Source organism: Vibrio splendidus, assembly GCF_024347615.1.
In the GTDB taxonomy this organism is placed as follows: Bacteria; Pseudomonadota; Gammaproteobacteria; order Enterobacterales; family Vibrionaceae; genus Vibrio; species Vibrio splendidus.
In genome coordinates, this window is record NZ_AP025508.1 from 626,215 (window position 1) to 651,981 (window position 25,767).

Annotated in this window: 15 protein-coding genes, 3 tRNA genes, 3 rRNA genes and 1 other annotated feature; of the genes, 12 read left to right on the forward strand and 9 right to left on the reverse strand. The window is 44.4% G+C overall.

The genetic code is table 11. The annotated features are described in order from the left end of the window. Positions 1–10: 10 nt before the first annotated feature. Positions 11–379, reverse strand: coding sequence for a PilZ domain-containing protein (locus OCU90_RS02775; RefSeq protein ID WP_004735041.1), 369 nt, complete (start codon positions 377–379; stop codon positions 11–13). 90 nt (positions 380–469) lie between these two features. Then, positions 470–2,137: an energy-dependent translational throttle protein EttA gene (gene ettA, locus OCU90_RS02780; protein ID WP_061024575.1), complete on the reverse strand. Its 1,668-nt coding sequence runs from the start codon at positions 2,135–2,137 to the stop codon at positions 470–472. A 264-nt stretch (positions 2,138–2,401) separates the two neighbouring features. Between ettA and sltY the strand changes: the two genes are divergently transcribed. Together sltY and trpR are read left to right on the forward strand one after the other, a co-directional pair. Next, positions 2,402–4,351 carry a murein transglycosylase gene (gene sltY, locus OCU90_RS02785; RefSeq protein WP_061024578.1) on the forward strand — a complete coding sequence of 650 codons (1,950 nt, stop codon included), beginning with the start codon at positions 2,402–2,404 and terminating at the stop codon, positions 4,349–4,351. Positions 4,352–4,523: 172 nt separating this feature from the next. Continuing rightward, positions 4,524–4,817 carry a trp operon repressor gene (gene trpR, locus OCU90_RS02790; protein WP_017084809.1) on the forward strand — a complete coding sequence of 98 codons (294 nt, stop codon included), beginning with the start codon at positions 4,524–4,526 and terminating at the stop codon, positions 4,815–4,817. Positions 4,818–4,940: 123 nt separating this feature from the next. On the opposite strand, the gene yjjX is transcribed toward trpR, so the two are convergent. The 6 genes from yjjX to OCU90_RS02820 form a co-directional block, all read right to left on the reverse strand. Further along, on the reverse strand, positions 4,941–5,462 hold the full coding sequence (gene yjjX, locus OCU90_RS02795; RefSeq protein WP_017087561.1) for an inosine/xanthosine triphosphatase: 522 nt from the start codon (positions 5,460–5,462) through the stop codon (positions 4,941–4,943). Further along, on the reverse strand, positions 5,425–7,803 hold the full coding sequence (locus OCU90_RS02800; RefSeq protein ID WP_061024580.1) for a putative bifunctional diguanylate cyclase/phosphodiesterase: 2,379 nt from the start codon (positions 7,801–7,803) through the stop codon (positions 5,425–5,427). Before OCU90_RS02800 ends, yjjX begins: the two co-directional genes overlap by 38 nt. Before the next feature lie 454 nt (positions 7,804–8,257). After that, the gene (gene pheA / locus OCU90_RS02805; protein WP_004735035.1) at positions 8,258–9,433 is read right to left on the reverse strand and encodes a prephenate dehydratase; all 1,176 of its coding nucleotides are present in this window, start codon (positions 9,431–9,433) and stop codon (positions 8,258–8,260) included. A 12-nt stretch (positions 9,434–9,445) separates the two neighbouring features. Then, positions 9,446–9,567: a sequence feature (Phe leader region), on the reverse strand. Between the two features lie 110 nt (positions 9,568–9,677). Beyond that, entirely contained in the window at positions 9,678–10,013 is a 336-nt protein-coding gene (gene hpf, locus OCU90_RS02810; protein ID WP_004735034.1) for a ribosome hibernation-promoting factor, HPF/YfiA family, read from the reverse strand. A gap of 423 nt (positions 10,014–10,436) precedes the next feature. Next, positions 10,437–11,861, reverse strand: a complete 1,425-nt coding sequence (locus OCU90_RS02815; RefSeq protein WP_315973106.1) for an MltF family protein — start codon at positions 11,859–11,861, stop codon at positions 10,437–10,439. Positions 11,862–11,998: 137 nt separating this feature from the next. After that, positions 11,999–12,727: an outer membrane protein assembly factor BamD gene (locus tag OCU90_RS02820; RefSeq protein WP_004735032.1), complete on the reverse strand. Its 729-nt coding sequence runs from the start codon at positions 12,725–12,727 to the stop codon at positions 11,999–12,001. A gap of 137 nt (positions 12,728–12,864) precedes the next feature. Here OCU90_RS02820 and rluD point away from each other — a divergent pair, with 137 nt between their 5' ends. From rluD to OCU90_RS02865, 9 genes are all read left to right on the forward strand, one after another. Beyond that, a complete protein-coding gene (gene rluD / locus OCU90_RS02825) occupies positions 12,865–13,839 on the forward strand; it encodes a 23S rRNA pseudouridine(1911/1915/1917) synthase RluD (RefSeq protein WP_017077746.1) in 975 nt (324 codons plus the stop codon). Positions 13,840–13,841: 2 nt separating this feature from the next. Further along, complete coding sequence (gene pgeF, locus OCU90_RS02830) at positions 13,842–14,582, forward strand: peptidoglycan editing factor PgeF (RefSeq protein ID WP_061024584.1); 741 nt, start codon at positions 13,842–13,844, stop codon at positions 14,580–14,582. Between the two features lie 142 nt (positions 14,583–14,724). Beyond that, positions 14,725–17,298, forward strand: coding sequence for an ATP-dependent chaperone ClpB (clpB, locus tag OCU90_RS02835; protein WP_017077748.1), 2,574 nt, complete (start codon positions 14,725–14,727; stop codon positions 17,296–17,298). A gap of 599 nt (positions 17,299–17,897) precedes the next feature. Further along, positions 17,898–19,452 (forward strand): 16S ribosomal RNA (locus tag OCU90_RS02840). A 77-nt stretch (positions 19,453–19,529) separates the two neighbouring features. Further along, a tRNA-Ala gene (locus OCU90_RS02845) sits at positions 19,530–19,605 on the forward strand. A gap of 393 nt (positions 19,606–19,998) precedes the next feature. Further along, positions 19,999–22,892: ribosomal RNA gene (locus tag OCU90_RS02850) — 23S ribosomal RNA — on the forward strand. 115 nt (positions 22,893–23,007) lie between these two features. After that, positions 23,008–23,123: ribosomal RNA gene (gene rrf, locus OCU90_RS02855) — 5S ribosomal RNA — on the forward strand. Together the 16S, 23S and 5S rRNA genes with 3 tRNA genes alongside form the textbook arrangement of a ribosomal RNA operon. Positions 23,124–23,190: 67 nt before the next feature. Further along, positions 23,191–23,267 (forward strand) — tRNA-Asp (locus OCU90_RS02860). Positions 23,268–23,301: 34 nt separating this feature from the next. Beyond that, positions 23,302–23,378: transfer RNA gene (locus OCU90_RS02865), tRNA-Trp, on the forward strand. Between the two features lie 333 nt (positions 23,379–23,711). Here OCU90_RS02865 and OCU90_RS02870 read toward each other — a convergent pair. Then, positions 23,712–24,735 (reverse strand): IS630 family transposase gene (locus tag OCU90_RS02870; RefSeq protein ID WP_099426184.1). Its coding sequence is split into 2 segments (ribosomal slippage): positions 23,712–24,287 and positions 24,289–24,735, totalling 1,023 coding nucleotides; the frame shifts between segments, so codons are not numbered across the junction. 177 nt (positions 24,736–24,912) lie between these two features. Between OCU90_RS02870 and mepA the strand changes: the two genes are divergently transcribed. Next, the gene (gene mepA, locus OCU90_RS02875; protein WP_017092456.1) at positions 24,913–25,752 is read left to right on the forward strand and encodes a penicillin-insensitive murein endopeptidase; all 840 of its coding nucleotides are present in this window, start codon (positions 24,913–24,915) and stop codon (positions 25,750–25,752) included. Positions 25,753–25,767: the final 15 nt, after the last annotated feature.

Below are 25,767 nucleotides of genomic sequence, written 5' to 3' on the forward strand. Positions count from 1 at the left end.
AATGGAGATATTATTCCTTACCCAAATCGGTAAGGTGTTCAATCTCTCTGTAAAGCAGTTCATCGTCGCCGACATTAAGCTCAACAAGGCGCTTAAGGTGGCTAATACTATCAATATCTAAATGCTCTATGCGTAAACGCATTGAGGTATTGATGGTAGAGACTATCGTTGCTTCTAACTGAATATTGATATCACTGTTGGTGAGCTTAAAGCTGACTTGAACAGGAGCATCGTGGCTGAGTTGCTGCCATTTATCACACTGAATGAGTAAACCATGAAGAGATAAGTCTTGCACCGAGCCTGATACATTTACTTGCCCTTGTGAGATCTCAGTCGGGACTTGATAAATAACTCGTGAAAATTGACGTCTTTCAAGCATAGGTAATTTCTCTATATCAATAGGTAAATAGTAAGCCAGATATATCAAAGGCCGCTATTATCGCGGCCTTTGTTCAAAATACAAGCTAATTTACTTAGCAATACGCTTGTACTTGATACGGTGCGGTTCAGCCGCTTGTGCGCCCAGAGTCTTTTTCAGCCACTCTGTGTATTCAGTATAGTTACCTTCGTAGAAGTTAACTTGACCTTCATCACGGTAGTCTAAGATATGGGTCGCAATACGGTCAAGGAACCAACGGTCATGCGAGATAACCATTGCACAGCCAGGGAACTCAAGCAGCGCTTCTTCAAGTGCTCGTAGAGTTTCGACATCAAGGTCATTGGTTGGCTCATCGAGTAGCAGTACGTTGCCGCCCGCTTTCAGCAGTTTAGCAAGGTGAACACGGTTACGTTCACCACCAGAAAGCTGACCGATGATTTTCTGTTGGTCGTTGCCTTTGAAGTTGAAGCGAGAGCAGTATGCACGAGCAGGGATTTCGAAGTTGTTGATCTTAATGATATCAGCGCCTTCAGAGATCTCTTGGAATACTGTTTTTGTGTCATTCATGCTGTCACGGAACTGATCAACAGAAGCAAGCTTAACCGTTTCGCCTAATTCAACTGAACCTGAATCTGGCTGTTCTGCGCCGCTTAGCATCTTGAATAGTGTTGATTTACCTGCACCGTTGGCACCTACGATACCCACAATAGCGCCTTTAGGCATGCTGAATGATAGGTCGTCGATAAGAACGCGATCACCAAATGACTTCGTTAGGTTCTTAACTTCAAGTACCTTGTCACCTAAACGCTCACCCGGCGGGATGAACAGTTCGTTGGTTTCGTTACGCTTCTGGTATTGGCCAGTCGTCAGTTCTTCAAAACGAGCCATACGAGCTTTAGACTTAGCCTGACGGCCTTTAGGGTTTTGACGAACCCACTCAAGTTCTTTCTCGATTGTCTTTTGACGTGCGCTTTCGCCTGATTTTTCTTGTTTCAGACGCTCATCTTTCTGTTCTAGCCAAGATGTGTAGTTACCTTCCCATGGAATACCTTCACCACGGTCAAGTTCTAGAATCCAGCCAGCAGCGTTGTCTAGGAAGTAACGGTCGTGGGTAATTGCCACAACAGTACCGCTGTAATCAACAAGGAAGTGCTCAAGCCAAGCGACTGATTCTGCATCCAAGTGGTTAGTTGGTTCATCAAGAAGCAGCATGTCTGGCTTCTCTAGAAGTAGACGACAGATCGCAACACGACGACGTTCACCACCGGATAGGAGTTCGATTTTCGCATCCCACTCAGGAAGACGAAGTGCGTCAGCTGCGCGCTCTAGAGCTGTCTCTAGGTTGTGGCCGTCTTTCGCTTGGATCAGAGCTTCAAGCTCGCCTTGTTCTTTAGCAAGAGCGTCAAAATCTGCATCTGGTTCAGCGTAAGCTGCATATACTGCATCGATACGCTTAAGTGCGTCTGCAACATCAGAAACCGCTTCTTCTACGATTTCACGCACTGTTTTTGATTCGTCTAGTACAGGCTCTTGCGGTAGGTAACCGACTTTAAGACCTTGTTGTGCACGAGCTTCACCATCAATATCAGTATCAATACCAGCCATGATACGTAGTAGGGTAGATTTACCTGAACCATTTAGACCCAAAACACCGATTTTAGCGCCAGGAAAAAAGCTAAGAGAAATGTCTTTAAGAATTTGACGCTTAGGTGGAACAGTTTTGCTCACCCGAGACATGGTATATACGTATTCAGCCATTGCCGATCGATCCTAATTTATTGTTCAAAATTGTCGTCTATTTTATACCAATATCCCCAAAGATGTTACTCCTAGGACAGAAAAGCCATTCTTGAACTAATCCTTACCTATTATTGTCACATTGGTCATTAAAACTATATTTAATAAGCTTCTGAGGCGAAGTGTTAAATATTAATAATATTTACACTCAATCTCTTTACATTTGATGTGATGTCGGGCGTAAATAGACTTCACGTATTCATACACGCACTAAGGAAAGAGCGAATGTTTTTCCGCATTGGTAATACGAAAATTGCTGTGGCTGCATCGGCAATTTTGTCTTCATTTTCACTGGCTCCGATGGCTATGGCTAGCAATGCCTCCGAGCTTGAAATGCAGCGTGATGTTTATGACAGAGCGCAAGAGGTTTTAGACAACCGTGATCTAGAAGCTTACTCTGCGCTACGTAACAAAATTCAAACATATCCGTTAACGCCTTACACTGATTATCGCGCCTTCTTATTAGGCTTAGGTGATCGCACACCTGCTGAAGTGGATGCCTTTATTGAAGAGAATAAAGCCCTACCATTTTCGAATCGTATGCGTGCGCCTTATTTAGATTTATTGGCGGTTCAAAAACAGTGGAAGACGATCCTTGAGTTTCAAACCAAAGAGCCTGTTGGTGAAAAATATCAATGTATCTACTACCGTGCGAATTATGAGCAAGGAAACAAAGAGCTCGCCTTCAAAGGTGCGAAGCAGCTTTGGTTGAGTGGCAGTGGTGTCGATGATAGCTGTGATCCGCTCTTCGAAAGTTGGGATGAAGCGGGTTTAAGAACGGATGAGCTGATATTACAGCGAATGCTATTGGCGTTTGATAAACGAAACGGCAAGTTAATGACCTATCTGATCAAGCAATTGGATCATGATGAGTCAATTGCTCAAGCTAAGCAGATGAAGGCGTTGTACAACAAGCCTGAAAATGTACTCGCGTTTGCTAAGAAGCACCCAGCGAATGAATTCTACCAAGCTCAAACCGAATTTGGTTTCGAGAAGCTCGCAAGGAAATCAGCAAGCAGCGCTCAAGAGGTTTTTGATGATGTTGTGAAAGCTCAAAAGTTTTCGAAAGAAAAATCCCAAGAGCTAGCAGATTACTTAACGTTCCGCTTGATCAATACCGACTCTGAAGAGTTGATGGCGTGGCGAGACAAAATGCTCGCGAGTTCATCAAAGCAAGTCTTGTTGGAAAGACGTGCTCGCTTAGCTATTCAGCATGCCGATTGGACTGGCTTGAAAGAGTGGATTGCGCGCTTAGATGATAAGCATCAGGCTTCGCTTCGCTGGCAGTATTGGCAGGGTAGAGCAGAGATAGCACTCGGTGATACTGCTAAGGGTAACAAACGATTGTCAGATATCTTGGGTCAGCGTAATTTCTACAGTGTGGCTGCGGCTAAGCAGTTAGGTAAGCCAGTTCAGTACCCAACATCGACACTCAAATACAACGCTGAAACAGTAAAGCCATTTGAGACTTCTTTGGTTCGAATCGGCGAGCTGATTGATCGAGATAAAATTGTGGCAGCGAAGAGTGAGTGGCGTTGGTTGTTAACCAATGCTGATAAAGATCAGAAATCAATGCTCGCAGCTCATGCTGCGACGCAGCGTTGGAACCACTTTACAGTGACAGCGAGCATCTCTGCGAAGATGTGGGACAACATAGACCTACGCTTCCCTGTTGCTCATAAGTGGTGGTTTAACTTCTACGCCGAAAAGCACGATATTAACCCAATAACCTTAATGTCTTTAGCGAGACAAGAGAGTGCGATGGATTCAGAAGCTCGCTCTCCAGTTGGCGCGCGTGGCATCATGCAAATTATGCCAAAGACGGCGCAATATACGGCTAAAAAACATAAGATTAAGTACCAGGGCAGCGATGATCTTTATGATGTCGGCAAGAACATTGAGATTGGTAGCCACTATCTAGATGGCCTATTAGCTCAATATGATAACAACCGTATTTTTGCATTTGCTGCTTATAATGCAGGCCCGAGTCGTGTGAAACAATGGCGTTCACGCAGCGATGAAAAGCTCGATGCATTTGCTTTTATCGAAATGATTCCATTCAAAGAGACTCGTGGATACGTTCAGAATATCTTGATGTTTGAGACTTACTATCGAGATATCTTGGGCGAGAAAGGGATGTTTTTAGCACCCTATGAGGCCGAAACGAAATACTAGGGGTTCGGTACTTTCTCCGAAACTGAGTAATATTAAAGGCAGTGAGTGCGAACCAGTTCCACTTGCTGCCTTTTTACATTGGATCAAAGCAAGTGTTTCGGTATAAAGTGTTAAACGCTTTCAATCATTAAGCGGCTACTTCAAGCCAAAATTTAAAAGTAAGTGTAGAGATATGGCATCACAACCTGAATATGAGAATTGGCAACAACTAATGGATTTGGTAAAAACAGCGGCTGAGAAAGATCAGCATGAACTGTTGTTGACCATGATGATGACACCTGATGAGCGAGACGCTTTGGTCGCTCGAGTGAATATTCTTTGTGAACTCATGAAAGGGGACATGTCACAAAGACAGGTGAGCCAAATGTTAGGTGTGGGTGTGGCTACGATCACGCGAGGCTCTAATGAGCTAAAGGCTAAATCTGAGCAAGAGAAAGCGGCAATTGCAGAGCTGTTACTTAAGTAAGCATTTAAACAGTAAGCCTAAGAGCTTGATAAAAACGCTAACCATAGGTTAGCGTTTTTTGTTTTTATCCCGCTCAATGATATTACCTCTAGAGAGGCGAAATATCGTGTTTCTTAAACAAGACTAAGCAGGGAAGTGCTTAGGGTTAACAAATGGGATCAGCGCTAGGATTAAAGCCTGGCTATATACAGAACTGCGAGATAGTTGGTTATGTGTCAATAAGCCAATCGCACCGCCTTTTTGTTTTATGTTGTCGGTGCCGAATACTTCATCCATCACATCACCTAGCTCATTCGCATGCTGGAGTTTATCAAGCACAACGGGTGGCAGCATCAAGCTTGCTGAGCGAGATTCTCCGCGCTGACCGTTTGCTTCAACGACCATCCAAGCAAAGGTAACCTTTCCTTCTATTCCAGACTCTAATCCAACATAAAAATCCGCATCAGGTTGAGCTTGAGTTGCGTTGTGAACGCGATTTACGGCACCTTGATAGGTCTCGTCGTTGCTCATCGGTTGATCAGAGACACCGCTAGGGACGCTGATGCCTTTGAAATCAAATTCAGTATCAGGAAAAGCAGATAAGAATGCACTTTTAACGGCGTTAATTTTAGCTGGGTTCAGCGATGCGATGATTACAGATTTCATGTATTGGATTCTTTTTTTTATCGATTAAATTGAGTTGATGTTGTCGGTACCAATCACTCAGTTCTTCTAATGGCATAGGTTTACCGAAGTAATAGCCTTGCAGCATATCGCACTGTGCTTCTTGCAACCACTGATGCATGCTTTCAGTTTCGATGCCCTCGGCTGTGACCTTCTTACCCTGAGCATGACATAACCCGATAACCGGTTTCACTATGTTCTGATTATCGGTCTCAATTAAGGTGTCTAAAAAGGCTTTATCGAGCTTAATTTTTTGAGTTGGATACTGCACCAGTTGAGTGATGGAGGTGTAGCCAGATCCAAAGTCATCAATGGCTAATCGATAGCCCATATCAGACAGTTCGTTAAGCAGCGGAAAACCTTCAGAGTTTGAGTAAAAGGTTTCGGTAATTTCAAAATCAATCAAACTTGGCGGAATTCGATTTAAATCGGCGTGCTCTTTGATGAAATCAGCAAGATCAGTCGTTTCAATCCCAGCAGAAGATAAGTTAATCGACAACTGAATTGAGTGATCAAATTGAGCCTGAAGTCGATGAAAAGAAGCAAATGCATTCTGAATGACCCACTGATCAACCTGATCGAATAATCCTGTTTGCTCGGCAATTGGAATGAATTCATCAGGTGGAACCAAGCCTAGTTGCTCCGAATTCCAACGTAATAACACCTCAACACCAATAACATGGGTTCCTGTTGAATCCATGTACGGCATATAAACGAGCCTAAATTCATCATCAAAGTTCTTGTCTCTGAGTGCGCGCTCAATATTTGCTTGGCGTTGAATCGCTTTGTCTAAATCTCGTGAATAGTCAGCAAATTGGTTTTTACCTGCGCGTTTGGCTTGGTACATCGCGGTATCAGCGTTCGACAGTAGCTTTTCGATGGAGTGGCCATCATTGGGGTAGGTCGCAATACCAATACTGACCGTGATCGGAAAGCTCCCAGATTCTGTGATAAAACCTTTTTGTAGTGGCGTCAGTAAGCTATCAGAGAATCTATGCGCGATATTCCCTTGGCGAGTAGGAGCGTTAATGTACACAACGAACTCGTCTCCAGAAAGTCGGGCTGGCATACAATGAGCGTCAAATTCTGTTTTATAGTGGCTACAAATATCGGAAATACGCTGAGCAAAACTGACCAGAATGGAGTCGCCGATTTGATGTCCATATTTGTCATTCACAAACTTGAAGTTATCTAGGTCAAAGTAGAGAACCCAGGTTTCGGTATTCGAGCTAGGCTTGGGTAATGATTGCTGAACGAAGGTTTGAAATTGATGCCTATTGGCTATTTGGGTTAATTGATCATTCTCGGCCAATAGCTTGGTCTGTTGGTAGGTGTTATCTAACTCTTGGTACATGTCATAAAAACGCTGTGATAGGCGGCCAAGCTCATCACGAGTGCCTAAACGTTCGATGTTCTTACGTTGTTTTTTCTCGACTTGCTGCAGTTGTCGGTCGAGTCGTGTTATCGGGGATATCACACTGCGAGACAAAAGCATGAGTAGCAGAGCAACCGTCACAAACGCGGATAGTGCAAAGGACAAACTCAGCTTATTCCAAATTGATTCGAGCTTGTTTTCCAATAGGAATGGCGCCGGGTCAACTGTGGCGTATAGTTCTGGTGCAAGCTTGACTGAGTGGGTGACATTATTTTCCAGAGAAACCGCTATAGATGTGAAGAATAAGCTGGTTTGGTAGTCGAACTCTATCTGTTTTCTCAGCGCATTAAATTTATCGAGAGAGACTGACACAACAACAAAGAACACATCGTCGGGGTGATTGTTTGCGGTTGGGAAAATCGTTTTTTTGTCTACCTTCTCGTAGTGAACCAACATCCCTTCACCTTGAGAGTTTTGAATATAGTTGGTACTTGATGCTGCTAAGGTGTCTTGATAGTACTGATCCACAAAATCCAATATTTTGCTGTCAATCTGAGTGCGTGAGTCGCTGTTATTATCAGCGTAATAACTCAATTTTCGCTGACTATTGAGAAGCGCTAACCCGGTATAGCTTTCATCGTCATCTTGCAAGAAGTGTATGGCTTCTCGAAGGTTACTAACCAGTTCAAGATCGCGAGATAGGTTTTGTTCAGTGAGAAAGTAACGCTTCACCATGTCACTTTGGGTCAAGGTGTAAGAGTAGCTATTTAGGAACGAGCGAGACTGTCGAAAATATCCTGCCAACTTTTCCATGTTTAGCTGAAGTGCGTTGTCTTCGCGTTTGATAAAACTGCTTTTCTGCGTTGAATAAATAATATAGCTAGAAGCTGCGGTACTGATCAGTATCACAGGGGTTATCAGTAGTAAGATTTTAGTACTTAGCTTCATAGTTAATGACAACACTATTTATAATTTAAGCGCGTAAGTTTATGTTACTTAATACTTACTCGCTATTAATTACACGTAGTTCGATGATTTCCTGTGAAGGGGGTAAGGTTTTGTCTTTATTGATAAAAAAGCCACTAATGAGTTTTTTGTTAAGAAGGTGTTGAATGGTGTGGGTTAGAAGGCATGTACAGCCAGTGAAATAATCGAGTCATGTCTCAGGAATATGTAGTGTGAGTATTCCTGAGTACGAGTTATTCCATTAGCCGCAGGTTTTAGCATTTGGCCTACTGTAGGCCAAATGCTTATAGCAGATTTAAACTTATGCCAGCTTTAAACGTTTGTTCGTTAAAAACTTATGTTTGCCAAAAGCTTATGTTCACCAAAAGCTTATATTCGCTGAAAACTAATGTTTGTTAAGAGCTTATGTTCGCTAAAAGTTTATGTTCGTTAAAAGCTATGACAACTTAACCTGCGTGGCTTTGATGTTTTCACTTGGATAACAACCCAACACTTTAAGGTGACGAGTAATGGCAGTTAGTTCCGTTATCGCTTGCTGCATATTATCTGCATCCAAATGTGCTTCTAAATCAACGTAGAACATCTCTTCCCATGGGTTGCCCATGATAGGACGAGATTCCAGCTTAGTCATGTTGATACCCAAGCGTTGTAGGATTAGTAGAGTTTCTACCAAAGAACCCGCCTCTTGAGAAGTCGACATGATCAGTGTCGTTTTAGCTGGGATTTGAGTTGATACTTCTACCGGTTTACGTGCCACAACGATGAAGCGAGTGTGGTTCTCAGTTTGGTTTGCAATATTTCCTTGGATTGGCTGAAGCCCATAAAGCTTGCCGCTCGATGCATTACCAATTGCTGCCACATCATCGCCCTCCAGATCTTTAACCTTCTTCATTGCATCAGCTGTACTTGCGCAAGACTCAAGGCTGACACCTTTAAGGCGACTCAAAAACTCACTGCACTGTTGGTGAGGTTGTGGGTGTGAATAGAGGGTTTTGATGTCTTCTAAACGAATATCATTTTTCGCAACCAAGCAGTGTTCGATTGGTTGAGACAGTTCACCTACGATATAAAGCGTTGTGTGTTGCAGTAGGTCGTAGACCTCGTTGATTGAACCTGAGCTGGTGTTCTCAATCGGCAACACACCGTAATCTGCATGACCAGATTCCACCGTCGATGCCACTTCTTTGAAATGATTGCAGTTAAGCTCTATCAATTCCATATTCTTACGGCTGAAATATTCACGGCTAGCAAGATGAGAATATGATCCCTTAGAACCTAAGAATGCAACGCGAGCCAGAGGTTTACGGCTTTGCGGGTTCGCTAGGTTTTGTAAGTATGACTGCTGTAGTAAAACGGAATCTTCGATGATGGTGTGAAACAGTTTAGTAATGTACTGCGCATCAAGCTCATATTTATCTTTACCGTTGTTGATCAGCTTAACCAGAAGCTGCTGCTCACGAACGGCATCGCGTACAGGCTTTGATGTTTCTACCTTGCTTTTCGCAACTTCGATACTGAGTTTGCGACGTTCGGAAAGTAAACTCAGCAGTTCGTCATCTAAATCATTAAGACGAAGGCGGATATCATCCAGTGAAATTGAGCGGTCAGTCATAAATGTGTCCTTATAAAAAAGCCTCCCTAGTGTGGGAGGCTTCTTGTTCGTTTTTGACTTGTTTTTCTAAAACGACTCAGCCTCCGATTTACGGAAGAAAAAAGAAGTCAAAAATAAACAAAGATTGAGTGTGCATAAAAAGTGATTGTTTTATGAATGTTTAAACACAATAAGCAAGCGAGCTACGAGCGTCAAGCAAAAAAATAGCGCCCTGAGGCGCTATTTTTTAATCTGTTCTCTTTCCTTATTCTACTTCAGCTTCTAGCTCTTCGATTTCAGGCTTTTCAGCGCGGCGCGCTTCAGGTTTATGGCGTAGCTTGTTGAGTTGACGCTCTAGTTTTTGTTCTACTTCGTTGATAGCTACGTAGAGGTCGTCATGGATTGATGAAGCAACAAGTTGGCCTTTTGGTACGGTTAGAACCGCTTCAAATTTTTTCTTCTTGTTTGGTTCTTCGCTAAAGCTCGCTTGGCAGCCAATGATGTCTACTTGCCATTTATCCAGCTTTTTAAATTTGCTTTCTATGTGATCACGGATTGCAGAGGTAATGTCGATGTTTTTACCAGTGATGTTCATTTTCATAGAAGTTTTCCTCTGTTGTATCCCTCATGGGTTAACTTCAGATTACGACTTTCAGGAATAAAGAATGTGATCTAGATCTTGTTTTGGTTGGGTGGGATAAGCATTAAAATCAAATGTGATCTCACGCAAGTCTTAGTATCTTTTTGGCGAAAAATGCTTGTTATCTCTATGAAAAAAGATAACTTGGAGGCAAGGCTTCGCTAAAAATTAAACCAGTTTTTAGGGGCGTCTTACAGCTTATTGAAAGTGTTTGATTGAAATTTACTCAATAGTGTTTTGTGATGTAGGTCTCGCGTTCTAGATCGCTACGTAAGCTTCTTCAGAATTAGATAAACAAAAGCCGCATAAGTTTTCTTATGCGGCTTTTGTGTTTTTAGCTTTACCTAATACCTTTGGCTCTCCAGTTCTGGGATTGATGCGATCCTAGTCGTTAGTGTTCAGTAATCTCGCTGTGCCGTTCTCTCGGATAGCATTGATAGCTTGTAACTGCTTATAGATTACAAAGTAACGGTTGATGTTGGCGACATAGGTCACCGGTTCTTTGCTCACGTATTTACGAGTGATGATTTCTACGTTTTTAAACCAGATGTTTGGGTTGTAACCTTTCTGCTTGGCAATGCGCCTCATCTTTCTGATCTTAGCAGGACCAGCGTTGTAAGAAGCCAAAGTGAAGTAGATTTGGTTATCTGGCGTAATGGCAGGGTCGTCAAAATACCTGTCCTTAATGAAACGCATGTATTTCACACCCGCATGGATGTTGTTATCCACTTTATGTATGTTTTTGATGTTGACGTTTTTGTCTTTGGCGGTACTTGGCAACACCTGCATCACACCAATAGCTCCACGGTGGGAAACCCGGCTTTGATCCAGTCCAGACTCTTGGAAACCTTGTGCAGACATCATCAAAGGGTCGAATTCGTATTTACTCGAATACTTTTCAAAAACATCTGACAGCTTAGCCACTCGGTCTATTTTATTTGGGTTGAGCGCTCTACCTAACCAGCGAGTGTTGTCGATGTATTTCTGATAGATAACATTTCCAAGTAGGGTACCTGTTCGTGCCGTCTGGACGTATTTGTTGATCTCTTTTTTTAGTTGAGGGCTGTTTTTTCTTAATGCCCACGCTATTTGGCCATTTTCACGTAAGGGTAAATCGTGATGGACCTGAATGTTTTCCATTACGTCAGTCCATAACTTTGCTTTATGGCTATCTAGGATTGTGCCTTGTATATAGCCTTGGTTGACCAACTCTATCAGCTCGTAGTCTTGTAATGACTCCTCAATAAAGTGGACATGCAGCGGTGGTAAGTCTAATTCATTCAGTTCTTTATTGACTCTTTGTACACTCTCGAAGTAACTCGAACTTGCACGGATCCAAACCTCTTTACCGCTCAGTTGCTTGATTTCGGTGATAGGGGCTGAATTCTTTCCTGTGATAATCAGTTCTTTTCCATCTTTAATCATTGGATCGGAAAAATCGATGATTCGTAATCGCTTGTCGGTGATCGTCAGGTTCGCGACAGCGACGTCGCCATAACCAGATTCTAATGAGGAAAGTAGATCATCTCGCTGCACTGGGATGATTTGAACATTGAGGTAAGGGTGTTTCTTACGAAGGCTCTTCTCAAAGTGGTAGAGCATTTCAGCTACGATGCCTTTTGGTTTGCCATCCTCGATATAATAAAAACCAAGATCAGCAGACACGAGCACTCTAACCGTTCCTTTGGTTTTGAGCACGTCTAAGTCACCCATGTAAGGCTTGTTGCTTAACGGGGACAGTTCTAATGCGTAGGATAATTGGCTAAATAGCGATATCCAGATAAATAATAACAACCTACTCACATCCACACTCCATGTTGATGTTTTGTTAAAAGTTATCTTTTGAAGATACCGTGTATTATGCGATTCATCAAGTTTACGAAATTAAGTTCAAAAAAAACGCGCTAATAAATTAGCGCGTATTCGAATAAATATGACAACGTTGATTAAGGCAGTGGGTTTAACTCAATCAATTTTTCTGTTCTTGAAGCTGCGTCTTCTAAACCTAGTTGTTTATAAGCTTCTAACTGAATATCCAATGACTTACGTGCAGCAATTGTGTCTGGGTAAGTCTTCTGCAGCTCTTGTGTTCGGTTTACAGCTGCAATCCAAGCTTCACGGCGTAGGTAGAAATCAGCGGTTGCTAAGTCATACTCTGCGAGGCGGTTCTTAAGTGCGAACATGCGTTTTTGCGCATCTTCCGCATAAGGGCTGCTAGGGAAGCGTTCCAGTAGTCGTTTGAAGTCAGCAAACGCGAGTTTCACTGGTTCTGGATCTCGGTCACTACGGTCGATATTAAAAATGTCGTGCATGAAGTTACGGTCTTGTGCCATGTGCGTTAGGCCGCGCATGTAAAGCACCCAGTCTTGTTTTTCATGAGTCGGGTTTAAGCGTAGGAATCGAGAAATGGTGGCAAGGCCTAACGCCAAGTCATCATTTTTGTAGTACGCGTAAATCAGATCTAGCTGTACTTGTTCCGAATAGGCGCCGAATGGGTAACGAGAGTCTAAGGCTTCTAGCTTTTCGATTGCAGAAAGCCAGCTACCGCTCTGTAGGGACTCTTGAGCGTCAGAGTAAAGAACCGATGGTGGTACATCCGGTACTATTTCTTCAGTACTTGAACAGCCAACTAAGAGTGATACGGCTAATAGACCCGATAAAGTAAGGTGTTTCATGTCAGGCGTCGATTCCTTGAATTAAATATTTCGTAAGCTTCCGTTACTTTCTAACCAGTAACAGATACAATGATGCAATTATTCTATTTTATCCATACTAATGGGTATTAGTCTCACGGTTTTTAAAAAAGTTCGATATGGCTCAGCAGATAACATTAACAGACACAGTAAAAAGCAGCCAGTTAGGTCAACGTTTAGACCAAGCTGTCGCTGAACTATTTACCGATTTTTCTCGCTCTCGTATTAAAGAGTGGCTTCTTGACGGCAAAATCCAAGTGGATGGCGAAGTTATCACTAAACCGCGCACCATAGTTTTGGGCGGTGAAGCGATCATCCTACAAGCGGAGCTTGCAGATGAAGAGCGCTGGGAAGCACAAGATATTCCGTTAAACATTGTCTATGAAGATGATGATTTATTGGTTATCAATAAGCCTCGCGATCTGGTTGTACACCCAGGTGCAGGTACGCCGGATGGAACCATACTAAATGCATTGCTTTTCCATTATCCTCAGATTGCAGAAGTACCTCGTGCGGGTATTGTGCACCGTCTTGATAAAGACACAACCGGTCTTATGGTTGTGGCTAAGACGGTTCCAGCTCAAACTCGCCTTGTACGTGCACTTGCTAAACGTCGTATCACTCGTGAATATGAAGCAATTGCTATTGGTAAAATGACCGCGGGTGGTGTGGTTGAGAAAGGCATTAGCCGTCATGCAACTAAACGTACTTTAATGGACGTGAATGAATTAGGTAAGCCTGCGGTAACTCACTACCGTGTTGCGGAGCACTTCCGCGAACATACTCGTATTCGTCTACGCCTAGAAACAGGTCGTACTCACCAAATCCGTGTTCATATGTCATACCTTCAGCACCCTCTGTTAGGTGATATTGCATACGGTGGTCGTGCACGTATTCCAAAAGGTGCATCTGAAGAGCTGACGACAATGATTCGTTCTTTTGATCGCCAAGCGCTGCATGCTGTAATGCTTAAATTTGTTCACCCTATTACTGGTGAAGAAGTTGAGTTCCACGCACCTGTTCCAAATGACATGGTTGTGATGGCAGAAGCGTTACGTGTTGATGCTCGCGAAAATCACGAAGACGACATTTAATCATGTCAATGATCATCCCTGACTGGAACGCTCCTCAAAACGTGAAAGCATTTGCTTCGACTCGTTTCGATGGTTGTTCTACAGGTGCTTATCAAGGGTTAAACCTCGGTATGCACGTTGGGGATGATACTTCGCTTGTTGAAAGCAATCGAATATGGCTAAAGCAACAATCTAAGATGCCCACAGCTCCAGTATGGCTAAATCAAACTCACTCAACGGATGTCGTTACGGTTTTAGAACCGGTGACGAATGTTCTTGATGCTGATGGTGCATTTACCTCTGCAAAGGGTATTGTGTGTTCAGCGATGACGGCTGATTGCTTGCCAGTAATTCTTACTGATACCAAAGGCACTCAAGTCGCGGCTGTTCATGCGGGTTGGCGTGGTCTTGCTGGTGGCATTCTTGAAAATGCCGTCGCAAAGTTTTCAAATCTAGATTCAGATAATCAGATCATGGCTTGGCTTGGCCCTGCAATTGGCAAAGATGCATTTGAGGTTGGCAACGATGTGTTGGAAGCTTTTGTTCGTTTTGACCCTCAAGCGAAATTAGCATTTCAAGCCAAAGCTGAACCTGGCAAATGGCTGGCAAACATGTCTCAACTCGCGACTCAACGATTAATGGAAGTTGGCGTGACTTCAGTGACAGACTCGAATCTATGTACATACGCAGATTCAGATGCTTTCTATTCTTATCGCCGTGATGGCATTACTGGACGTCAGGCTACATTTATTTGGTTAGAGTAATCTCTGGCTAGCACAACCACTCATCCAGCTCATTTATATTTTCATATAAGCTCTATTCTTCACTCTTATCCCTTGAAAATCCGCGTTACCGTATCCATCTTCTAACCATAAGATAAACATATCTAAGAGTAGGAAGGTTGGCATGCGTCTCGATCGGTTCACTAGTAAATTCCAAATTGCGATATCTGATGCTCAGTCGCTCGCATTAGGTCGTGATCACCAATATATAGAACCTGTGCACCTAATGGTGTCTTTGCTTAATCAAGATGGCAGTGCGATTCGTCCATTGCTTACTATGCTGAACATTGATGTTGTTCAATTGCGTTCTAAATTGAGCGAAATATTAGACCGAGTGCCAAAAGTAAGTGGTATCGGTGGTGATGTTCAGCTTTCGAATGCCATGGGAACGTTGTTCAACCTATGTGACAAGGTCGCGCAAAAGCGCCAAGACAGTTACATATCTTCAGAAGTATTCCTACTCGCTGCAATTGAAGACAAAGGTCCTTTAGGGAACTTACTTAAAGAGTTAGGCCTTACTGAGCAAAAACTATCTCAAGCTATCGAGCAAGTTCGTGGTGGTCAAAAAGTCGATGACCCGAATGCGGAAGATAGACGCCAAGCATTAGAGAAGTTCACCATTGATCTGACCGAAAGAGCAGAGCAAGGCAAGCTAGATCCTGTGATTGGTCGAGACGATGAAATCCGTCGTACTATCCAAGTACTTCAACGCCGTACTAAGAATAACCCTGTCATTATTGGTGAGCCTGGTGTCGGAAAAACGGCAATCGTTGAAGGTTTAGCGCAGCGCATTATCAACAATGAAGTACCGGAAGGCTTGAGAGGGCGACGAGTTCTTTCATTAGACATGGGCTCTTTGATTGCAGGTGCTAAATATCGTGGTGAATTTGAAGAGCGCTTGAAATCAGTTCTCAACGAATTATCGAAAGAAGAGGGCAACATTATTCTCTTCATCGATGAAATTCACACCATGGTAGGAGCAGGTAAAGGCGAAGGCTCTATGGACGCCGGTAATATGCTGAAACCAGCATTGGCTCGTGGTGAGCTGCATTGTGTAGGCGCAACGACACTCGATGAACATCGTCAATATATAGAGAAAGATCCTGCATTAGAGCGTCGATTCCAAAAAGTGATAGTCGATGAGCCAACCGTTGAAGACACAGTTGCGATTCTTCGTGGTTTGAAAGAGCGCTATGAACTTCACCATCATGTAGAAATTACTGACCCAGCGATTGTAGCGGCGGCAACGTTATCTCATCGATACGTTTCAGATCGTCAGTTACCAGATAAGGCGATTGATCTCATTGATGAAGCGGCTTCGAGCATTCGCATGCAGATCGATTCAAAACCTGAGTCGCTAGATAAGCTCGAGCGCAAAATCATTCAATTGAAGATCGAGCAGCAAGCTCTCACGAATGAAAATGATGAAGCCAGTGAAAAGAGGCTTCGCACGCTGCAAAGTGAACTTTCTGAGAAGGAGCGGGATTTTGCAGAACTTGAAGAAGTTTGGAACGCTGAAAAAGCGGCGCTTTCCGGGACGCAACATATCAAATCAGAGTTAGAACAAGCTCGTATGGATATGGACTTTGCACGACGTGCTGGCGATCTTAACCGAATGTCTGAATTGCAATATGGTCGAATCCCAGAGTTGGAGAAGCAGTTAGACCTCGCGACTCAAGCTGAAATGCAAGAAATGACCTTATTACGTAATAAGGTAACTGACGCTGAAATTGCCGATGTTCTTTCAAAGCAAACCGGCATTCCGGTTTCTAAAATGCTAGAGGCAGAAAAAGAGAAGCTTCTGAAAATGGAAGGTGTTCTGCATAAGCGGGTTATTGGGCAAGCCGAAGCGGTAGAAGTGGTATCGAATGCGATTCGTCGTAGTCGTGCTGGTTTATCAGATCCAAATAAGCCGATTGGTTCTTTCTTATTTCTTGGTCCAACGGGCGTAGGTAAAACCGAACTGTGTAAAACATTGGCTAACTTCATGTTTGATAGTGACGATGCCATGGTTCGTATCGATATGTCTGAGTTTATGGAGAAGCACTCAGTGGCTCGTTTGGTTGGTGCTCCTCCAGGTTACGTTGGGTATGAAGAAGGTGGTTACTTAACTGAAGCTGTTCGTCGAAAACCTTATTCTGTGATTCTGCTTGATGAGGTAGAGAAAGCGCACCCTGATGTTTTCAATATTCTATTGCAGGTTTTAGATGATGGACGATTAACTGACGGACAAGGTCGCACGGTCGATTTCAGAAATACCGTAGTGATCATGACATCTAATCTTGGCTCTTCGAGAATTCAAGAAAACTTCAATACGCTCGATTACCAAGGAATAAAGAATGAGGTGATGGAAGTGGTAGGTAAGCATTTCCGCCCTGAGTTTTTGAACCGTGTTGATGAAAGTGTCGTGTTCCATCCATTAGGCCAAGCTCACATCGAGTCAATAGCCGCTATTCAGCTTGAGCATTTGAAGAAACGAATGGAAGACAATGGCTATGAGCTTGAAGTTTCGGACAAAGCACTGAAGTTGATCTCTCAAGTCGGTTTTGATCCTGTCTATGGTGCGAGGCCTCTTAAAAGAGCAATTCAGCAGAGTGTTGAGAACCCATTAGCGAAAGCGATACTTGCAGGGAAAATCAATCCGGATAAGAAAGTGCAGCTATTAGTGAATAACGACCGAATTATTGCTCACCAATAATCAAGGTAAGAACGATAGGTACGATTAGTCGAAATTAAGACGTAATCGTACCTATTTTGAACGCTTTGTGTGAATAGTGTCCGAACGATCGCCTGCTGCGGTCTTTTTTCGTTTTTGGCCTTGTGCAAAGGGGGATTCTCTCTATAATGCGCTCCCGTTGCCAGGGATAACTAAGCGGTTTGAACTAAGCAACGAGACGACATTAAGCATTTAAGATGCTTTGAAAAATTAGCTGGAAAAAGTGTTTGACACTGGAACCCAATTCGCTAGAATGGCCGTCCACTTAGAGAGGCTCCTTACTAAAAGGAACGCTCAATAAGTAAAGTTCTTTAACAATTTAAACCTATCAATCTGTGTGGGCACTCGTTGATGAATATCAAAACGTTTTATCTTCCCTTTTAATTAAGAGAAGTAAAACAGATTCCTCGGAATCAACTTTGGTTTCAATGAACTGAGTGACCAATACAAATAACTACTTTCTCTTGTAGAAAGAAAGTATTTGGCACAGTCAATTCATTATCTTTCTGTTGGAAAGATAATAGCTTTAGAATTACTTTTTGTAGTTTTGAAGTCAGTATTCATTGAGCCGACAAAATCTTAAATTGAAGAGTTTGATCATGGCTCAGATTGAACGCTGGCGGCAGGCCTAACACATGCAAGTCGAGCGGAAACGACACTAACAATCCTTCGGGTGCGTTAATGGGCGTCGAGCGGCGGACGGGTGAGTAATGCCTAGGAAATTGCCTTGATGTGGGGGATAACCATTGGAAACGATGGCTAATACCGCATAATGCCTACGGGCCAAAGAGGGGGATCTTCGGACCTCTCGCGTCAAGATATGCCTAGGTGGGATTAGCTAGTTGGTGAGGTAATGGCTCACCAAGGCGACGATCCCTAGCTGGTCTGAGAGGATGATCAGCCACACTGGAACTGAGACACGGTCCAGACTCCTACGGGAGGCAGCAGTGGGGAATATTGCACAATGGGCGAAAGCCTGATGCAGCCATGCCGCGTGTATGAAGAAGGCCTTCGGGTTGTAAAGTACTTTCAGTTGTGAGGAAGGGGGTAACGTTAATAGCGTTATCTCTTGACGTTAGCAACAGAAGAAGCACCGGCTAACTCCGTGCCAGCAGCCGCGGTAATACGGAGGGTGCGAGCGTTAATCGGAATTACTGGGCGTAAAGCGCATGCAGGTGGTTCATTAAGTCAGATGTGAAAGCCCGGGGCTCAACCTCGGAACTGCATTTGAAACTGGTGAACTAGAGTGCTGTAGAGGGGGGTAGAATTTCAGGTGTAGCGGTGAAATGCGTAGAGATCTGAAGGAATACCAGTGGCGAAGGCGGCCCCCTGGACAGACACTGACACTCAGATGCGAAAGCGTGGGGAGCAAACAGGATTAGATACCCTGGTAGTCCACGCCGTAAACGATGTCTACTTGGAGGTTGTGGCCTTGAGCCGTGGCTTTCGGAGCTAACGCGTTAAGTAGACCGCCTGGGGAGTACGGTCGCAAGATTAAAACTCAAATGAATTGACGGGGGCCCGCACAAGCGGTGGAGCATGTGGTTTAATTCGATGCAACGCGAAGAACCTTACCTACTCTTGACATCCAGAGAAGCCAGCGGAGACGCAGGTGTGCCTTCGGGAACTCTGAGACAGGTGCTGCATGGCTGTCGTCAGCTCGTGTTGTGAAATGTTGGGTTAAGTCCCGCAACGAGCGCAACCCTTATCCTTGTTTGCCAGCGAGTAATGTCGGGAACTCCAGGGAGACTGCCGGTGATAAACCGGAGGAAGGTGGGGACGACGTCAAGTCATCATGGCCCTTACGAGTAGGGCTACACACGTGCTACAATGGCGCATACAGAGGGCAGCAAGCTAGCGATAGTGAGCGAATCCCAAAAAGTGCGTCGTAGTCCGGATTGGAGTCTGCAACTCGACTCCATGAAGTCGGAATCGCTAGTAATCGTGAATCAGAATGTCACGGTGAATACGTTCCCGGGCCTTGTACACACCGCCCGTCACACCATGGGAGTGGGCTGCAAAAGAAGTGGGTAGTTTAACCTTTCGGGGAGGACGCTCACCACTTTGTGGTTCATGACTGGGGTGAAGTCGTAACAAGGTAGCCCTAGGGGAACCTGGGGCTGGATCACCTCCTTATACGAAGATACCACGATGAGTGTCCACACAGATTGATTAGGTTTAGAAAGTTTAAGAGTAGAAATACTTTTCCAGATGGGGCTATAGCTCAGCTGGGAGAGCGCCTCGCTGGCAGCGAGGAGGTCTGCGGTTCGATCCCGCATAGCTCCACCATCTTTAAGTGTTTTTCTTTGAAAATATTTAAAAATGGTTCCCTTCTTTTAATAGAAGTTGAATCAAGCTCTTTAACAATTTGGAAAGCTGACTGATTTGATTACTTACGAGTAATTCAAATCAAATTTAAAAGTTCTCAATGTTTATCTTTCATTAGATAAACACAACAAACACATTCAAGTGTCTTGTATTCGAATGATCAGAAATGATTGTTCATTTTTTGATTCTACTTTTTATTAAAAAGTGGAAACAAAAAGTAAATTGAGTCCGGCAAACAGTTATCAAGAATTAACCCTTCTTGATGACAACCAAAAACCTTGGTTGCTTTTTGTCTTCACTTTTTAAAAGTGAAAGCAAATTTGTATCATACGCTAAGACCCTTTCGGGTTGTATGGTTAAGTGACTAAGCGTACACGGTGGATGCCTTGGCAGTCAGAGGCGATGAAAGGCGTAATAACTTGCGATAAGCCCAGATTAGGTAGTAATAACCTTTTGAGTCTGGGATTCCTGAATGGGGAAACCCACTTGCATAAGCAAGTATCCTGTTGTGAATACATAGCAACAGGAGGCAAACCGGGGGAACTGAAACATCTAAGTACCCCGAGGAAGAGAAATCAACCGAGATTCCGAAAGTAGCGGCGAGCGAAATTGGATTAGCCCTTAAGCTTTTAATGATGCAGGTGAAGAGTCTGGAAAGTCTCGCAATAAAGGGTGATAGCCCCGTAACCGACACATCATAATCAGTGAAAACGAGTAGGGCGGGACACGTGATATCCTGTCTGAATATGGGGGGACCATCCTCCAAGGCTAAATACTACTGACTGACCGATAGTGAACCAGTACCGTGAGGGAAAGGCGAAAAGAACCCCTGTGAGGGGAGTGAAATAGAACCTGAAACCGTGTACGTACAAGCAGTAGGAGCACCTTCGTGGTGTGACTGCGTACCTTTTGTATAATGGGTCAGCGACTTAATTTTAGTAGCAAGGTTAACCGTTTAGGGGAGCCGTAGGGAAACCGAGTCTTAACTGGGCGTACAGTTGCTAGGATTAGACCCGAAACCAGGTGATCTAGCCATGGGCAGGTTGAAGGTTGAGTAACATCAACTGGAGGACCGAACCGACTAATGTTGAAAAATTAGCGGATGACTTGTGGCTAGGGGTGAAAGGCCAATCAAACCTGGAGATAGCTGGTTCTCCCCGAAAGCTATTTAGGTAGCGCCTCGGACGAATACTACTGGGGGTAGAGCACTGTTAAGGCTAGGGGGTCATCCCGACTTACCAACCCTTTGCAAACTCCGAATACCAGTAAGTACTATCCGGGAGACACACGGCGGGTGCTAACGTCCGTCGTGGAGAGGGAAACAACCCAGACCGCCAGCTAAGGTCCCAAAGTATAGCTAAGTGGGAAACGATGTGGGAAGGCTCAGACAGCCAGGATGTTGGCTTAGAAGCAGCCATCATTTAAAGAAAGCGTAATAGCTCACTGGTCGAGTCGGCCTGCGCGGAAGATGTAACGGGGCTAAGCTATACACCGAAGCTGCGGCTACGTACCTTAGGGTATGTGGGGTAGGGGAGCGTTCTGTAAGCCGTTGAAGGTGGTCTGTAAGGGCTGCTGGAGGTATCAGAAGTGCGAATGCTGACATGAGTAACGATAAAGGGAGTGAAAAACTCCCTCGCCGGAAGACCAAGGGTTCCTGTCCAACGTTAATCGGGGCAGGGTAAGTCGACTCCTAAGGCGAGGCCGAAAGGCGTAGTCGATGGGAAACGGGTTAATATTCCCGTACTTCTTACAATTGCGATGGGGGGACGGAGAAGGCTAGGTGGGCCTGGCGACGGTTGTCCAGGTTCAAGTATGTAGGCGGAAAGTTTAGGTAAATCCGGACTTTCATTAACGCTGAGATACGATGTCGAGCTACTACGGTAGTGAAGTCATTGATGCCATGCTTCCAGGAAAAGCCTCTAAGCTTCAGATTGTAAGGAATCGTACCCCAAACCGACACAGGTGGTCGGGTAGAGAATACCAAGGCGCTTGAGAGAACTCGGGTGAAGGAACTAGGCAAAATGGTACCGTAACTTCGGGAGAAGGTACGCTCTTATCAGTGAAGTCCCTTGCGGATGGAGCAGACGAGAGTCGCAGATACCAGGTGGCTGCAACTGTTTATTAAAAACACAGCACTGTGCAAAATCGTAAGATGACGTATACGGTGTGACGCCTGCCCGGTGCCGGAAGGTTAATTGATGGGGTTAGACTTCGGTCGAAGCTCTTGATCGAAGCCCCGGTAAACGGCGGCCGTAACTATAACGGTCCTAAGGTAGCGAAATTCCTTGTCGGGTAAGTTCCGACCTGCACGAATGGCGTAATGATGGCCACGCTGTCTCCACCCGAGACTCAGTGAAATTGAAATCGCTGTGAAGATGCAGTGTACCCGCGGCTAGACGGAAAGACCCCGTGAACCTTTACTACAGCTTGGCACTGAACATTGAACCTACATGTGTAGGATAGGTGGGAGACTATGAAATTGCGTCGCTAGATGTGATGGAGTCGTCCTTGAAATACCACCCTTGTAGTTTTGATGTTCTAACGTTGGTCCCTGAATCGGGATTACGGACAGTGCCTGGTGGGTAGTTTGACTGGGGCGGTCTCCTCCCAAAGAGTAACGGAGGAGCACGAAGGTGGGCTAAACACGGTTGGACATCGTGTGGTTAGTGCAATGGCATAAGCCCGCTTGACTGCGAGAATGACAATTCGAGCAGGTGCGAAAGCAGGTCATAGTGATCCGGTGGTTCTGAATGGAAGGGCCATCGCTCAACGGATAAAAGGTACTCCGGGGATAACAGGCTGATACCGCCCAAGAGTTCATATCGACGGCGGTGTTTGGCACCTCGATGTCGGCTCATCACATCCTGGGGCTGAAGTCGGTCCCAAGGGTATGGCTGTTCGCCATTTAAAGTGGTACGCGAGCTGGGTTTAGAACGTCGTGAGACAGTTCGGTCCCTATCTGCCGTGGGCGTTGGAAAATTGAAAGGGGCTGCTCCTAGTACGAGAGGACCGGAGTGGACGAACCTCTGGTGTTCGGGTTGTCATGCCAATGGCATTGCCCGGTAGCTAAGTTCGGAATCGATAACCGCTGAAAGCATCTAAGCGGGAAGCGAGCCTTGAGATGAGTTTTCCCTGGCACTATAAGTGTCCTAAAGGGTTGTCGTAGACTACGACGTTGATAGGCAGGGTGTGTAAGTGCTGCGAGGCATTGAGCTAACCTGTACTAATTGCCCGTGAGGCTTAACCATACAACACCCAAGGGGTTTTGTGGACTCAGATGTACCAGACCTTGAATGCGTTTGAAGAGAAATACTTTTAAAGCTCTATTAAATAGAGAAGCAGCTTTCCGAATTTTAAAATTTGCTTGGCGACCATAGCATTGTGGACCCACCTGATTCCATGCCGAACTCAGAAGTGAAACACAATAGCGCCGATGGTAGTGTGGGGTTTCCCCATGTGAGAGTAGGACATCGCCAGGCTTTAAATTAAATCTTTAGGTTGACCAACCTGGGGATATGGACGCTCACTTAGTGAGTTGACCACTGCGGAGTGGTAGTTCAGTTGGTTAGAATACCGGCCTGTCACGCCGGGGGTCGCGGGTTCGAGTCCCGTCCACTCCGCCACTTATTCAGAGGTTCAGCTCTTTAAAACTGAAATAGGGGTGTAGCTCCAATTGGCAGAGCAGCGGATTCCAAATCCGCGTGTTGGGAGTTCGAATCTCTCCACCCCTGCCATATTTAAGGCTCTAGTCGAAAGACTAGAGCCTTTTTACTTTCTGGCATCGAAATATGTCATTAATAGAGCAGCGGATTCTCCGACTTACCAAAACAGCGCGTGTTGGGAGTTCGAATCTCTCCACCCCTGCCATATACGAAGCCTCAGCAGAAATGCTGGGGCTTTTTTGCGTCTGTTGCTTCTTCGAAGTAATGTTGTGAGCTAGATCGCCAGCCCGGTCTAATCTCCGGAGTGCCGGCTCAGTCCACCCCTGCCATATTTAAGGCTCTAGACTGCGCGTCCCGGCAGAAATGCTAGAGCCTTTTTGCTTTCTATTATACCAATTCCATTAATTAACTTACCAATCGAGTCCAATCTCTAAAGCAGAGGGATTGGACTCTGCGTTTATCTTCACAAAAACTGTTCCAAGCATTGCATACTGAGTTCACTATATCGTTATAGTTTTCAAAACACCTATTCGCTAACTTGTATTGTCGAAGCCATTGCCAAACTTGTTCTATCGGGTTTAATTCTGGTGAATATGGCGGGATATGGATTATCGTGATGTTCTTAAAATGATTGGCTAAATGTGTTTGATGCCAGCTCGCTTGATCCATAATAACCACGGAATGTTTACCTCTAGGGGTCGCCGTTGAGATTAATTCAAGATGCTTCGTCATTGCTTCCATGTTGCTTAACGGTGAAACAATAGCTTCAGCTTCGCCTGTATTGATACAAACGGCTCCAAACAAATAAGCGTACTCAAATTGTTGCTGTTGAACGGCTCTAGGTCGAGTTCCTTTTTCTGCCCAAATCTTGGTTGTGGTATTGCGTTGACCAAATCTAGCTTCATCTTGAAACCAAACAAGCACTTCTTTTAAGTGGATATGCCCAGGGATCTTAAGGATCGTTTCTATTGGGAATTTTTTTAAAAGATTCTTGAGCTTCTTCTGATTGTTTTGGGTGCTTTGAACGTGTCGTTATCCAACTCAAATTAAGTTCATGCAGTAAGCGGTATACACCGGATGGTTGGTAAGATATATCAAATTCATCAAGGATGAATTGTGTGATGTCACTCCCTTGTAAGCGCCCACCCTCAGGTTTTATTGCATTTGAAGTGACGTATTCTTTAAGATGTTTTTTTTGCTCAATAGTGAGTCTGGAAGGTCTTCCTGTATGAGGTTTTTCTACTAACCCTTCAACACCAAAATCAAGATAGGCCTTGATCCATTTATTCACACTGAGACGACTGACTTTAAGAAATGACGCGATTTCAGTTCGATTTTTACCATCGATAAAGTGAGAGACCGCGAGTAATCTTAGCCTCAACCTCGCGTTGGAGGTTGCGCCGATAAGCTTTGATAAATCTGAGTTCATATAGGCTCCTTTCAGAGTCTATATTAGATCATGAATTTAATGGAATTGGTATTATTTGGATGTTAACCCTCTCTCCAAATGAAAATTCCTCTTTATCTTCAAAATATCATCCTCGATATGCACCTATTTCCTAATGACGACTAGTATGAAAATAGAGATCATTTATTTGGAATTGTTATGAGGTTATTTTGTACATCAGCTCTTATCTTTTGTTCGTTTTACGTATCGGCAACCCCATGGGAAAAAGAAAAGAGCCCGACAAGAAATTCAACCTCATCTATCGGTAGTTACGCTAATGGCTGTCTAGACGGTGCGCAGGCTTTGCCAATTGACGGTCAAGGTTACCAAGTGATTCGTCCTCAGAGAGAGCGCTACTATGGACATACAGAGGCCATTCAGTTTATTGAAAGGCTAGGTGTGACCGCGAGCGAACAGCTCAACACTAATTTATTGGTTGGTGATATTTCTCTACCTCGAGGAGGGCGCTTTTCGTCTGGTCATTCAAGTCACCAGACTGGCTTGGATATTGATATATGGTTAAGGCTCACTGATAAGAGGCTGTCCGAAAATGAACTCGCTGTTCCTAAGCCAATCAGCGTTGTCGATCTTACCAACTACAAATTGCGCAAATCGAATTGGACTGATGATCACTTCCAAGTCATTCGCTATGCCGCGAAAGATGAAAAAGTGGTGCGTATTTTTGTCCATCCAGTGATTAAACAAGCCCTTTGTGAACAAGAAGATCCTGATGCCAATGATAGAACCTGGTTAGGCAAAATCAGACCTTGGTGGGGGCATCATTCCCATTTTCATGTTCGTTTAAAATGCCCTGAAGGCAGCTCTAACTGTATCGCTCAAGCAAATCCGCCTAAAGGTGATGGTTGTGGCGATGAACTTGCAAGTTGGGCTCCGCAGACCATTCCAGTTCCTCCACCTAAAAAAGTGGCTAAAACTAAGAAAAAAAAGAAAGTTAAAGTGATGCCGAGTCAGTGTTTGGCCTTGATATCGAATAGGTAATGTATTTATCGAGGT

Excerpts from the sequence above, each read along its gene's own strand:
- OCU90_RS02775 (WP_004735041.1), bottom strand. The coding sequence starts at position 379 with ATGCTTGAAAGACGTCAATTTTCACGAGTTATTTATCAAGTCCCGACT.
- ettA (WP_061024575.1), bottom strand. The coding sequence starts at position 2,137 with ATGGCTGAATACGTATATACCATGTCTCGGGTGAGCAAAACTGTTCCA.
- sltY (WP_061024578.1), top strand. The coding sequence starts at position 2,402 with ATGTTTTTCCGCATTGGTAATACGAAAATTGCTGTGGCTGCATCGGCA.
- trpR (WP_017084809.1), top strand. The coding sequence starts at position 4,524 with ATGGCATCACAACCTGAATATGAGAATTGGCAACAACTAATGGATTTG.
- yjjX (WP_017087561.1), bottom strand. The coding sequence starts at position 5,462 with ATGAAATCTGTAATCATCGCATCGCTGAACCCAGCTAAAATTAACGCC.
- OCU90_RS02800 (WP_061024580.1), bottom strand. The coding sequence starts at position 7,803 with ATGAAGCTAAGTACTAAAATCTTACTACTGATAACCCCTGTGATACTG.
- pheA (WP_004735035.1), bottom strand. The coding sequence starts at position 9,433 with ATGACTGACCGCTCAATTTCACTGGATGATATCCGCCTTCGTCTTAAT.
- hpf (WP_004735034.1), bottom strand. The coding sequence starts at position 10,013 with ATGAAAATGAACATCACTGGTAAAAACATCGACATTACCTCTGCAATC.
- OCU90_RS02820 (WP_004735032.1), bottom strand. The coding sequence starts at position 12,727 with ATGAAACACCTTACTTTATCGGGTCTATTAGCCGTATCACTCTTAGTT.
- rluD (WP_017077746.1), top strand. The coding sequence starts at position 12,865 with ATGGCTCAGCAGATAACATTAACAGACACAGTAAAAAGCAGCCAGTTA.
- pgeF (WP_061024584.1), top strand. The coding sequence starts at position 13,842 with ATGTCAATGATCATCCCTGACTGGAACGCTCCTCAAAACGTGAAAGCA.
- clpB (WP_017077748.1), top strand. The coding sequence starts at position 14,725 with ATGCGTCTCGATCGGTTCACTAGTAAATTCCAAATTGCGATATCTGAT.
- mepA (WP_017092456.1), top strand. The coding sequence starts at position 24,913 with ATGAGGTTATTTTGTACATCAGCTCTTATCTTTTGTTCGTTTTACGTA.